Below are 13,151 nucleotides of genomic sequence, written 5' to 3'. Positions count from 1 at the left end.
GCGCGACCCTGCCAGGTTTTAAAACGGTTAACGCGAGATGTGCGTGGCGGCATCAGCCAGTCACGCGGATCGACGCAAGAGGATAAAGCACAATGTCCAAACAGATTATGGTGCCGGATATCGGCGCCGATGAAGTTGAAGTCACCGAGATCATGGTGGCCGTGGGTGACAAGGTCGAGCTGGACCAGTCCATCATCGCGGTAGAAGGCGACAAGGCCTCCATGGAAGTACCGGCTCCGTCTGCCGGTATCGTCAAAGAGATCCTGATCAAGGTGGGCGACAAGGTTGCCACCGGTTCTCAGATCATGATCTTCGAAGCCGAAGGCGCAGCTGCTCCTGCAGAAGTGGCCGCTCCTGTTGCTGCTGCTCCGGCTGCCGCACCGGTCGCTGCCGCTCGCAAAGATGTCAACGTACCGGACATCGGTGGTGACGAAGTTGAAGTCACCGAGATCATGGTTGCCGTGGGCGACATGGTTGAAGCCGACCAGTCCATCATTGCCGTGGAAGGTGACAAGGCCTCCATGGAAGTGCCTGCGCCGTTCGCCGGTCGCGTGGTCGAGATCAAGGTTGCCGCTGGCGCCAAGGTTTCTACCGGCTCTTTGGTGATGGTATTTGAAGTGGCTGGCGCTGCTCCTGCCGTTGCTGCTGCACCGGCTCAGGCTGCCGCTCCTGCCGCCGCCCCGGTTGCTGCTGGCGCGAAAGACGTCAACGTACCGGATATCGGTGGCGACGAAGTCGAAGTCACCGAGATCATGGTTGCCGTGGGTGACAAGGTTGAAGCCGACCAGTCCCTGATCGCCGTGGAAGGTGACAAGGCCTCCATGGAAGTGCCTGCGCCGTTCGCCGGTGTGGTCAAAGAGATCAAGGTGAAGGCGGGTGACAAGGTCTCCACCGGTTCCCTGATCATGGTATTCGAAGTGGTTGGCGCTGCGCCTGCCGCCGCGCCGGTTGCTCAAGCTGCCGCTCCGGTCGCTGCTGCACCCGTTGCTGCTGCTCCGGCTCCGGTTGCTCAGGCTGCTGCCTCTTCCGATTTCGTTGCCAACGACGCTTACGTACACGCCTCTCCGGCGGTACGCCGTCTGGCGCGCGAGTTCGGCGTCAACCTGGCCAAGGTGAAAGCCTCCGGTCGCAAGGGCCGTATCGTCAAAGAAGACGTACAAGCCTACGTGAAGGATGCCATCAAGCGTGCCGAGTCCGCTCCTGCCTCTGCCGGCGTAGCCGGTGGCAACGGTCTGGGCGTACTGCCGTGGCCGAAAGTAGACTTCAGCAAGTTCGGTGATGTGGAAGAGGTCGAGCTGACCCGCATCCAGAAGATCTCCGGTCCGAACCTGCACCGCAACTGGGTCATGATCCCTCATGTCACCCAGTTCGACGAAGCCGATACCACCGAGCTGGAAGCGTTCCGCAAAGAGCAGAACGCGATGCTCGAGAAGCAGAAGGCTGACGTGAAGATCACCCCGCTGGTGTTCATCCTGAAAGCCGCCGCCAAGGCGCTGGAAGCTCACCCGCGCTTCTGCAGTTCCTTGTCCGAAGATGGCAGCAAGCTGATCATGAAGAAGTACATCCACATCGGTGTGGCGGTGGATACCCCCAACGGTCTGGTTGTGCCTGTGGTTCGTGATGTTAACAAGAAGGGCATCATGGAACTGTCTCGCGATCTGGCCGAGATCTCCAAGAAGGCCCGTGCCGGCAAGCTGACCGCTTCCGACATGCAGGGCGGTTGCTTCACCATCTCCAGCCTGGGTGGCATCGGCGGTACCAGCTTTACCCCGATCGTCAACGCGCCGGAAGTGGCCATCCTCGGTGTCTCCAAGTCCGAGATGAAGCCGAAGTGGAACGGCAAAGAGTTCGCTCCGCGCCTGATGCTGCCGCTGGCTCTGAGCTACGACCACCGCGTGATCGATGGTGCCGATGGAGCTCGCTTCATCACCACCATGAATGGCGTGCTGTCCGACATTCGTCGACTGGTCCTGTAAGTGAGAGGGCGGGCCCAGAGCCTGCCCTTTTTACTTCTCATTTCATTAACATGATCGTAAACTTGCCCCGTTTTTTTCACGGCTGCAGCGGCCTCTTGTTTTGCAAGGAAAAGAAGGCATAAGACTGCGCTGTCCGGGGATACAAGAACGACAAAGAGGTCATGATGAGTAAAGAAATCAAAACCCAGGTCGTAGTACTGGGTGCTGGCCCTGCCGGTTATTCCGCTGCTTTCCGTGCGGCCGATTTGGGTCTGGATACCATTATCGTCGAGCGTTACTCCACCCTGGGTGGCGTCTGCCTGAACGTGGGTTGCATTCCCTCCAAGGCCCTGCTGCACGTAGCCAAAGTGATTGAAGAAGCCAAGGCGCTGGCCGAGCACGGCATCGTCTTCGGTGCACCGCAGACCGACATCGACAAGATCCGTCTGTGGAAAGAGAAGGTTATCAACCAGCTGACCGGTGGTCTGGCTGGCATGGCCAAGATGCGTAAAGTTCAGGTTGTGAACGGCTTTGGCAAGTTCACCGGCCCGAACACCATCGAAGTTGAAGGCGCTGATGGCAAGACCACCGTGACCTTCGACAACGCCATCATCGCGGCCGGTTCCCGTCCGGTGAAGCTGCCGTTCATTCCGCACGACGACCCCCGCGTATGGGACTCTACCGATGCGCTGGAGCTGAAAACCGTTCCTGGCAAACTGCTGGTTATCGGTGGCGGCATCATCGGTCTGGAGATGGGTACCGTTTACTCCTCTCTGGGTTCCGAGATCGACGTGGTGGAATTTGCCGACCAGCTGGTTCCGGCTGCCGACAAAGATATCGTCAAGATCTACACCAAGCGCGTGGCCAAGAAGTTCAACATCATGCTGGAGACCAAGGTCACCGCAGTTGAAGCTCGTGAAGACGGCCTGTACGTCTCCTACGAAGGCAAGCACGCCCCGGCCGAGCCGGTTCGTTACGACAACGTGCTGGTTGCCGTAGGCCGTGTGCCGAACGGCAAGATGCTGGATGCCGAGAAGGCTGGCGTTGCCGTCAACGAGCGCGGTTTCATCGAGGTGGACAAGCAGCTGCGTACCAACGTGGCCCACATCCACGCCATCGGCGACATCGTTGGTCAGCCGATGCTGGCGCACAAAGGTGTGCACGAAGGTCACGTTGCCGCCGAAGTCATCGCCGGCAAGAAGCACTACTTCGACCCGAAAGTGATCCCGTCCATCGCCTACACCGAGCCGGAGATGGCATGGGTTGGTCTGACCGAGAAGGAAGCCAAGCAACAGGGCCTGAACTTCGAAGTTGCCACTTTCCCGTGGGCTGCTTCCGGTCGCGCCATCGCGTCCGACTGCTCCGACGGCATGACCAAGCTGATCTTCGACAAGGAGAGCGGCCGCGTCATCGGTGGTGCCATCGTCGGTACCAACGGTGGTGAACTGCTGGGTGAAATCGGTCTGGCCATCGAGATGGGTGCCGACGCCGAAGACATCGCACTGACCATCCACGCTCACCCGACTCTGCACGAGTCAGTGGGTCTGGCAGCCGAAGTGTTCGAAGGCTCCATCACCGACCTGCCGAACGCCAAGGCCAAGAAGAAAAAGTAATCTTCTGTCCGCTTCATGAAAAAGCCGCTCAATCGAGCGGCTTTTTGTTTTTGGTTGCACAGGGCAAAGGGAATTAGCAGCCTCCCTTCTTGGCCTGTCCCGGTGGGCAGAAAGTGCCACTGCCACCGCTGCTGCCATCCGTCACCCGGATCCGGGTATCGTCCACACTCACATCGGCGCCATGCACTCGCATCGGCCCGCTGCTGCAGAACCCCACGACTATCTGTTTGCCCATCATGCCTCCCGCTGTTGGCTCATTGCTCTATGGCTGCGTAGAGGCAGCGAAGGCTGTGCGTCACGGCATGGCACGCAGATGAGAAAGGGCGCCGTAGCGCCCTTTTTATCGTGCCTGATGGCCCCGTTTATAGCCGGAAGTTGCCAACCAGTTTATCCAGCTGGGCAGAGAGCTGCTGCAGGCTGCGGCTCGATTCGGTGAGCTGGTGGGCGATATCGGCCGTCTCCATGGTGAGCTGGTTGATATCTTCCACGTTGCGGTTGATCTCGCCGACCACGCTCGACTGCTCCTCGGTAGCGGTGGCGACCTGGATGTTCATGTCGTTGATCTGGGTGATATGGGCGGTGATATGGCCGAGCGCGGCGTTGGCTTCATCGGCCTGTGCCACCACTTCCAGACTCTGGTTGCGGCCCTGAGCCATGGCGCTGACGGCGCGGGCGCTCTGATCCTGCAGCCGGTTGATCATCTCCTGGATCTCGGCGGTAGAGGCGGCGGAGCGGTTGGCGAGGTTGCGCACCTCGTCGGCCACCACGGCGAAGCCGCGGCCCTGTTCGCCGGCGCGAGCCGCTTCGATGGCTGCGTTGAGCGCCAGCAGGTTGGTCTGCTCCGAGATACTGCGGATGGTCTCGAGGATGCTTCCGATAGAGTCGGTCTGGCTGGCCAGCGACTCGATAACACCGGCGACCTGCTCGATCTCCCCGGAGAGGCCGACGATGCCGTGGCGGGCCTGTGCCACGACGTGGGCCCCGGCATCCGCCTGATCATTGGCCTGCTTGGCGACATCCGCCGCCAGTGAGGCGTTGCCGGCAATCTCGCCCACGGTGGCCCCCATCTCGTGGATGGCGGTAGCCACCTGTACGGTGCGGTCGCGCTGGGCGGTACAGTTGTGCTGGGTCAGCTGGGCCTTGCTGGCCACCTCGTTGGCCGTGGTGGCCAGCTGGCGGGAGTTGCTGGCCACCTGCTCGATGGAGCCGTGGATCTTGGCGACGAAGTTGTTGAAGCCGGTCGCAACCTGGCTCAGCTCGTCACGGCCCTCCACCTTGAGGCGCTGGGTCAGATCGCCATCACCGCTGCCCAGCTCCTTGAACAGACGTGCCAGTTCGTTGAGCGGGCGGCTGACAGAGCCCGCCAGCAGCATACCCATGGCCCCCATGGCGAGGGCGATGACCAGCGAGATCATCAGGATCTGGTTGCGGTTCTGATCCAGCTCGGCGTAGATCTCCGCTTCCGGCACCTGGACGACCAGATACCAGTCGAGCAGCGGGATATAGCTGCTGGCCAGCACCATGGGCTCGCCATTCACTTCGGCGCTGATCACGGCAAAGGGGCGCTTGGCCAGCAGGCTGCCACTGTCGCTGCCTGCCAGCTGGCTCAAGTTGTCACGCTCTATCCGGCTGGCATCGGGGTGCAATTTCACCTTGCCGCTGCCATCGACCATAAAGACGATACCGCTATCTTCCAGCCGGAAGTTGGACACCATGGCAACCATGGCGTCGAGGGATTTGGCAAAGCCGGCCAGTCCGCGACCATTGAGCTGCTGGAAGTTGACGAACAGCTTCATCTCGCCGGTGCTCTCGCGGAAGATGCTGAGAGTCATCTCCTTCTGGCTCTTGGTGTAGTCATAGAACCAGGCATCCTGAGCCGGAGTGAGGTTGCGCAGAAAGCCATCCTGGTTGTAGTAGGCCGCGGTCTGGCGGTCGGCAAAAGAGGCGGTGACCAGCCCGTACTGGTTGGCCACATCCTTGAGCTGGTTGATGAGCAGTGGTTCTTGCTCCTTGGGCATGCCCCGATCCACCCAGTCGAGAATAAAGCGGTCGGTGGCCAGCTGTTGCGCCGCACGGGCGATACCGTTGAGATCCTGCTCGATCTCCTTGCTGATGCGCTGGGTCAGGTTGGGCAGCTCCTGCTCGAACATCCGCTTTTCGATCAGTTGCTGAGCTGCGCGCTGGCTGAAGTAGCCCACCAGCAGGCAGGAGATAACGACGGCCAGGGTGACGGTGGCCAGAATTTTCTGTTTGAGGGTCAGGGTTGCCAGCATATAAGTGCCCGAAAGATAGAGATTGACGACTCTCATATTAGCGGCAGAGAGGGGGCGCCCATGAGCCTTTCGACCCTTTATTTATGGATTGCGTTTGCGCTCACAAGGGGCTGGCGGACAAATAGATCCGGGAGAGGCTGAATTGGCCGGAATGCCGGTTGCGCTTGTGCTCCGGCTCCTTATAGTAGAGGCCATCCTTGGTGACCGGCTTCCTGAACAAGATGGAAAATATGATGCGCAGCGTTCGTGCGGGATGGACCCGACTGCTTTTGATTATGTTGGCGGCCATGCCGCTGCTGGTGCAGGCGGCCGATGGCAGCCGTCCCAAGGTGGCTTTGGTGCTCAGTGGCGGCGGTGCCAAGGGCTCGGCCCATATCGGTATCCTCAAGGTGCTGGAGCAGAAGCGTATCCCGGTCGACATCATAGTGGGCACCAGCATGGGCTCTTATGTGGCGGGCATGTACGCCATGGGGCTCAGTGCCGAGGAGGTGGAGCGTACGACGCTGGCCATCGACTGGAACAAGGGTTATCAGGACAAGGTGGGCCGTGATGAGCTCTCCCTGCGCAAGAAGCAGCAGACCGAGAAGTATCAGCTACGCACCGATATCGGCGTCAATGGCGACACCATTCAGCTGCCGGATGGTTTCTTTCAGGGCCAATCCATGGCCAGCCTGCTGCGGACTGCCACCTCCAACCTGCCGGCGCTGAAGAGCTTCGATGATCTGCCGATCCCTTATCGTGCCATGGCAACCGATATGGAGACGGTCACCCCTTACGTGCTCGATCACGGCAGTCTGGCCAAGGCGATGCAGGCTTCCATGTCCATTCCGGGGGCGCTCAAGCCGGTGGAGTGGGATGGCCGGATTCTGGCCGATGGCGGTGCGGTCAACAACATGCCGGTGGACGTGGCCAAGGCGATGGGAGCCGATGTGGTGATCGCGGTGGATATCAGTGCCAAGCTGCGTACCCGCGAGTCCCTCAAGTCCGGCCTTGCCATGATCGACCAGCTCACTACCTACATGACCCAGGTCGGCACCGACAAGCAGAAGGCGCTGCTGGGGCCCAAGGATATCCTGCTCACTCCCGAGTTTGGCGACATGGGGATCGCTGATTTCGCCCGGATGCCGGAGGGGATCAAGATAGGCGAGGCGGCGGCCGAGAAGGTGTCGCTGGAACTCGACAAGCTCTCCCTGAGCAAGGAGCGCTACAACGAGTACCGCAACCGCAAGCTGAGTCGCCGTGCCGAACGCAGCGGCTTGCCAGCCTACTACATCGACAAGGTGGAGATCATCAACAAGTCGCGCCTCTCCGACGAGACGGTGCGCGCCATGCTGGATGTGCGACCGGACAAGATCCAGACCAACGAGAGTCTGGAGGCAGGCATTCGCCGCCTCTATGCGCTGGAGTCCTTTGACCGCATCACCTACGAGGTGGATGAGCGCGATGGCGAGAACGTGCTGGTGGTCGATGCCAGCGAGAAGAACTGGGGGCCTGGTTACCTCAACTTCCAGTTCGGCTTCTCCGACGATTTCGAGAACACCTCCAACTACAACGTCGGCATGTCCTACACCCTCACCAACGTCAACAACTGGGGCGGAGAGTGGCTGACCGAGGCTTCTCTTGGTACGGCCAAACATATCAAGAGCGACTTCTATACCCCGCTGGAGCCCTCCCAGACCTTCTTTGGCGAGGCAAGCCTGGCCTATGACAAGACCCAGCGCCGTATCTTCAGCTCCGAGCCGGATACATTCAACTACCTCGACAGCGACTACTCCTTCTTCAGTTCCGATCTGGCCGTTGGCTGGAACAGCCAGCCATGGAGCCGTATCTACACGGGGCTTGAGGGGCGGGTGGGCAATATCGATCTGAAAAACTTCAAGAATACCAGTGTGGATGCCACCGCATGGGGGCCCTTCATCCGTTTTGAGCACGATACCCTGGATAGCCTCTATTTCCCCTACTCGGGCGAGAAGTGGGATATGAAGCTGGGTTATTCCCACGTCAATCTCTCCGGCGGAGAGCAGGATCAGAGCAGCCGCGACGAGGGGTGGAACTACAACTTCTCCATGATCAAGCCCTGGTCGTGGGGTCGTCACAGCCTCAACCTGATGCTGGAGGGCGGCGGTTCCAGCAGTCAGGAGGCGCTGCCGCTCTATATCCAGGATCTGGGGGGGCTGTTCCGTCTCTCCGGCTTCCAGCGCTATCAGCTGAGTGGTCGCTACAGCCTGTTTGGCGGGTTGCGCTACATCTACCGGGTGGCGGACAACGACTTCGGTGCCCTCAAGATGCCGCTCTATCTGGGCGGCTCCCTCGAGCAGGGCGGGGTGTGGGACAAGGGTGAAGATATCAGCTTTGACAGCTCCTTCACCGCCGGCTCCGTCTATGTGGGGGTCGAGAGCTTCCTTGGCCCGGTGTTCCTCGGCTACGGCATGGCGGAGGAGGGGAATGGCGTCTTCTATCTGCAATTGGGCACTACGTTCCAATAATGGATAAATGATGCGTATTTGTTAACTCTGCATCCAGGCTGGTATTTAATTTTCAAAAAATACCAGCCTGTTTAATTGGTTACGGTTTTGTGTTGAATTGGTTAACAGGGTTTGGATTTTAATTGGTCGTTAAAACTTATATAGTGGGGAGCACCCTACGGGGTGTCCCGCAAGGACGATCGCCGCGAGCGTGGGCGAACCCCAAAAAAAGACCAAAGAGGAATTAGTCGTGCTTGAAACATACCGTAAACACGTCGCAGAACGTGCTGCCGAGGGCGTGGTTGCCAAACCTCTGGACGCAGAGCAGGTCGCCGCCCTGGTCGAGCTGCTCAAGAACCCGCCCGCCGGCGAACAAGACTTTCTGAAAGAGCTGTTGTCCTCCCGAATTCCCCCCGGTGTTGATGAAGCGGCCTATGTCAAAGCCGGTTTCCTTACCGCCGTCGCCAAGGGCGAAGCCCACTCTCCCATCCTGACTGCAGCCGAAGCCGTTGAACTGCTGGGCACCATGCAGGGTGGTTACAACATTCAGCCGCTGATCGACCTGCTGGACGATGCAACCCTGGCTCCTCTTGCTGCCAAGGGCCTCTCCCACACCCTGCTGATGTTCGACTCCTTCCACGACGTGGAGGAGAAGGCCAAGGCGGGCAATGCCCACGCCAAACAGGTGATGCAATCCTGGGCCGATGCCGAATGGTTCCTCTCGCGCCCGGAGCTGGCCGAGAAGATCACCGTCACCGTGTTCAAGGTGACCGGCGAAACCAACACTGACGACCTCTCTCCTGCGCCGGACGCCTGGTCCCGCCCGGATATTCCGCTGCACGCCCTGGCGATGCTGAAAAACGCTCGTCCAGGCATCACCCCCGACAAGGATGGCGCCATTGGCCCCATCAAGACCATCGAGGCCCTGAAAGAGAAGGGGTTCCCGCTGGCCTATGTAGGCGATGTGGTCGGTACCGGCTCTTCCCGTAAATCTGCCACCAACTCGGTGCTCTGGTTTATGGGCGATGACATTCCGTTCGTGCCGAACAAGCGCGCCGGTGGCGTTGTGCTGGGTGGCAAGATTGCCCCTATCTTCTTCAACACCATGGAAGATGCCGGCGCCCTGCCCATCGAGGTGGACGTTTCCAAGCTGGAAATGGGTGACGTCATCGACATCTACCCGTTTGCCGGCAAGATCTGCAAGCACGGCACCGAGCAGGTGCTGGCGCAGTTTGAACTGAAAACCGACGTGCTGATCGACGAAGTGCGCGCCGGTGGCCGTATTCCGCTGATCATTGGTCGCGGCCTGACCGACAAGGCCCGCGAAGCGCTGGGTCTGCCGTTCTCCACCGTATTCCGCCGCCCGCAGCCGGTGGCCGATACCGGCAAAGGCTTCACTTTGGCCCAGAAGATGGTGGGCAAGGCGTGTGGCGTGAAAGGCATCCGCCCGGGTACTTACTGCGAACCCAAGATGACCACGGTCGGCTCCCAGGACACCACGGGCCCGATGACCCGCGACGAGCTCAAAGATCTGGCCTGCCTCGGCTTCTCCGCCGATCTGACCATGCAGTCCTTCTGCCACACAGCGGCCTATCCCAAGCCCATCGACGTACAGACCCATCACACCCTGCCGGACTTCATCATGAACCGCGGCGGTGTCTCTCTGCGTCCGGGTGACGGCGTCATCCACTCCTGGCTGAACCGCATGCTGCTGCCGGATACCGTGGGTACCGGTGGTGACTCCCACACCCGTTTCCCCATCGGTATCTCCTTCCCGGCGGGCTCCGGTCTGGTGGCCTTCGCCGCCGCTACCGGCGTGATGCCGCTGGATATGCCGGAATCCGTGCTGGTGCGCTTCAAGGGTGAGCTGCAACCGGGCATCACTTTGCGTGATCTGGTCCATGCTATCCCCTACGCCGCCATCCAGAAAGGGCTGCTGACCGTCGAGAAAGCGGGCAAGAAGAACATCTTCTCCGGCCGGATTCTCGAGATCGAAGGTCTGCCGACCCTGAAGGTGGAGCAGGCGTTCGAACTGGCTGATGCCAGCGCCGAGCGTTCCGCTGCCGGTTGCACTATCAAGCTGGATAAAGAGCCGATCATCGAGTATCTGAAGTCCAACATTGTGATGCTCAAGTGGATGCTCTCCGAAGGCTACGGCGACCCGCGTACCATCACCCGCCGCATCAAGGGGATGGAAGAGTGGCTGGCCAACCCGACCCTGATGGAAGCTGACAAGGATGCCGAGTACGCCGAAATCATCGAGATCGATCTGGCCACCATCAAGGAGCCAATCCTGTGTGCACCGAACGATCCGGACGACGCCCGTCTGCTGAGCGACGTGGCTGGCGACAAGATCGACGAGGTGTTCATCGGTTCCTGCATGACCAACATCGGTCACTTCCGTGCCGCCGGCAAACTGCTCGAGAAGTATCAGGGCGAGCTGCCGACCCGCATGTGGATCGCGCCGCCCACCAAGATGGACAAGGATCAGCTGACCGAAGAGGGCTACTACGGCATCTTTGGTCGCGTCGGTGCCCGCATCGAGATCCCGGGCTGCTCCCTGTGCATGGGCAACCAGGCGCGGGTAGCGGAAGGTGCCTCGGTGGTCTCCACCTCCACCCGTAACTTCCCGAACCGTCTGGGTAAAGGTGCCAACGTCTATCTGGCCTCTGCGGAGCTGGCAGCCGTTGCCGCCATCCTCGGCAAGATCCCGACCGTGGCGGAGTACCTGCAATACGCCAAGGCGCTCGATGCCACGGCGGCTGACACCTACCGCTATCTCAACTTCAACGAGATCGCCTCCTACACCAAGAAGGCCGATGCGGTGATCCTGCAGCAGGCGGTCTAACGCATCACTGCACAGCTGTAACGAGAAATGCCGCGTAATACGCGGCATTTCTATTTTGCAGCTTTCTATTATTGAGCCTCTTTCGAGGCTTGTTGCTGCGGGCTGTGATCCAACCACAGTTTTCGCTGTTCGTTTTATAAGTGCTTTGCGTTATGTTGTTTGGTTATGACCAGTCGGGAGATCCCTGCGTTGGTCGGTATGATATGGATGTCTGCCTGCGGGCGGCTCTGACCAACTGTGGCGTGGCTCTCTATGTTTCTATTCCGGATCGATCTCTCCCGAACCAGGCTGCGTGTTGGCAGTGCTCTGTTGGTATTTTCCCTGCCGCTGCTGGTGGGTAGCTGGATCATTCACAGTATCTATGTTCAGGATCTGAGATCTGACTCTCGCGATTCGGCGCACAAGGCGAAGCTGCTGCTGGAGGAGATGCTGGACAGGGCCGAGGAGGCCAACCGGGAGGTGTTGCCATTGGTCAATGCTCCCTGTGCCAAGAACCTGCTGATCCTGAGAAAGACGGTTGCGCTCGAACCGTTTCTGCGGTCGGTCAATCTGGTGCGCGACGGGGTGATCAACTGTACCTCCCTGTTTGGCGAGGCCAATGATGCAGATGACAGCACTATCTACACCGGGCGCAAGCTGCTTTTGATGAGCGGCAACCGGGTACGCAAGAATCACCCGCTGCTGGTTGTGCGTCTCGAACAGGGTTCTGATGCGGCCCTGAGTGCCATCGACAGTACCCAGCTCAGCTTCATGCTCTCCCTGAGTGGCAAGCCGAGCGAGCTGTTCTTGCAGGTCGGTTCGGCCTGGCTCAGCGAGTCGGGCCGCTATCTCGAACGCCTGCCCAGATTGCACCACAGCACCAGCCTTGAACTCTCCTCCCAGCGTTACCCCTTCACCATCTATGCCGGTTATACCATGCCACTCTACTGGCGTTCGCTGTGGGAAGCTCGCCAGACGGCGCTGTTGTCGCTGGTTGGCGCATCCCTGTTGCTCTCCCTGCTGGTGTGGTGGGTGCTGGGGCGGCCGGGGTCGCCGACGGATGAGCTGCGTCGGGCACTGCGGGCGAAAGAGTTCGTCCCCTATCTGCAGCCGCTGGTGGCCAGCGACACCCGGCGGATGATGGGGGCCGAGGTGCTGATGCGCTGGAACCATGCCACCGAAGGGGTGATCCGCCCCGATCTCTTTATTCCTCAGGCGGAGGAGTCGGGGCTGATCGTCCCCATGACCAGCCAGATGATGCGCAACGTGGCAGCTCAGCTGAGCTGGGTGCAACGCTCTTTGCCCGATGGTTTTCATATCAGTTTCAATATCAGCGCCGCTCACTGTCACGACTTTGCCCTGCTGCAGGAGTGTCGGCTGTTCCTCGATCACTTTGCCCCCGGCAAGGTGGTACTGGTGCTGGAGCTGACCGAGCGTGAGCTGCTGGTGGCGGATCCCAAGACCCTCTCCCTGTTCCGTCAGCTGGACGAGATGGGGGTCAAGCTGGCCATCGACGATTTCGGGACTGGCCACTCCAGCCTGATCTATCTGCAGCAGTTCCATGTCGACTACCTCAAGATCGACCAGTCCTTTATCGCCCGTATCGGCACCGAGTCGCTCTCGGAGCATATCGTGGACAACGTGATCGATCTGGCGACTCGCCTCGGGTTGGCGCTGGTGGCGGAAGGGGTAGAAACCAGCAGGCAGGCTGACTACCTCAGAAGCAAGGGGGTCGATTATCTGCAGGGCTTCCTGTTTGCCCGTCCCATGCCGCTGCGCCAGTTCTGCGAGGAGCTGTTGCCAAAGGAGCAGGAAGAGTCGGCCACCGCGCTGGCGGGCGATATCCCGGGTACCGTCTGAGAGACTCGCCGACCAGTACCAAATGATTCCGATAATGTGGCGATAGCGGGAATGAGGCCAATTCCACCAGATTGGCAGGGTCTTGTTTTCCATGCCTTGGCGCCCGCTTTTCGGTAGAATCGTCGCTCATTTTGACGTCAGCAAGAGATGAGGCGCGG

General features: G+C 60.0%; 7 protein-coding genes. 5 read left to right on the top strand and 2 right to left on the bottom strand.

Translation table 11 applies throughout. The annotated features are described in order from the left end of the window. Positions 1-92 precede the first annotated feature (92 nt). Positions 93-1,976 carry a pyruvate dehydrogenase complex dihydrolipoyllysine-residue acetyltransferase gene (gene aceF, locus NOM67_RS13535; protein WP_255937898.1) on the top strand — a complete coding sequence of 628 codons (1,884 nt, stop codon included), beginning with the start codon at positions 93-95 and terminating at the stop codon, positions 1,974-1,976. 164 nt (positions 1,977-2,140) lie between these two features. Further along, positions 2,141-3,568: a dihydrolipoyl dehydrogenase gene (gene lpdA, locus NOM67_RS13530; protein ID WP_033115370.1), complete on the top strand. Its 1,428-nt coding sequence runs from the start codon at positions 2,141-2,143 to the stop codon at positions 3,566-3,568. A gap of 73 nt (positions 3,569-3,641) precedes the next feature. On the opposite strand, the gene NOM67_RS13525 is transcribed toward lpdA, so the two are convergent. After that, a complete protein-coding gene (locus tag NOM67_RS13525; RefSeq protein WP_255938209.1) occupies positions 3,642-3,803 on the bottom strand; it encodes a hypothetical protein in 162 nt (53 codons plus the stop codon). 127 nt (positions 3,804-3,930) lie between these two features. Beyond that, positions 3,931-5,841, bottom strand: a complete 1,911-nt coding sequence (locus NOM67_RS13520) for a methyl-accepting chemotaxis protein (protein ID WP_255937891.1) — start codon at positions 5,839-5,841, stop codon at positions 3,931-3,933. Between the two features lie 233 nt (positions 5,842-6,074). Between NOM67_RS13520 and NOM67_RS13515 the strand changes: the two genes are divergently transcribed. The 3 genes from NOM67_RS13515 to NOM67_RS13505 all read left to right on the top strand — a co-directional run bounded on the left by NOM67_RS13515 (position 6,075) and on the right by NOM67_RS13505 (position 12,993). After that, positions 6,075-8,327: a patatin-like phospholipase family protein gene (locus NOM67_RS13515; protein ID WP_255937888.1), complete on the top strand. Its 2,253-nt coding sequence runs from the start codon at positions 6,075-6,077 to the stop codon at positions 8,325-8,327. 229 nt (positions 8,328-8,556) lie between these two features. Then, positions 8,557-11,154, top strand: a complete 2,598-nt coding sequence (gene acnB, locus NOM67_RS13510) for a bifunctional aconitate hydratase 2/2-methylisocitrate dehydratase (protein WP_255937885.1) — start codon at positions 8,557-8,559, stop codon at positions 11,152-11,154. A gap of 252 nt (positions 11,155-11,406) precedes the next feature. After that, on the top strand, positions 11,407-12,993 hold the full coding sequence (locus tag NOM67_RS13505; protein WP_255937883.1) for an EAL domain-containing protein: 1,587 nt from the start codon (positions 11,407-11,409) through the stop codon (positions 12,991-12,993). The last annotated feature ends 158 nt before the right edge of the window (positions 12,994-13,151 follow it).

Origin of the sequence: Aeromonas sp. SG16 (assembly GCF_024436135.1) — a bacterium.
GTDB classification, from domain to species: Bacteria; Pseudomonadota; Gammaproteobacteria; order Enterobacterales; family Aeromonadaceae; genus Aeromonas; species Aeromonas jandaei.
The sequence above is the reverse complement of the archived record's forward strand: the minus strand, read 5'-3'. Positions and strand labels throughout refer to the sequence as shown.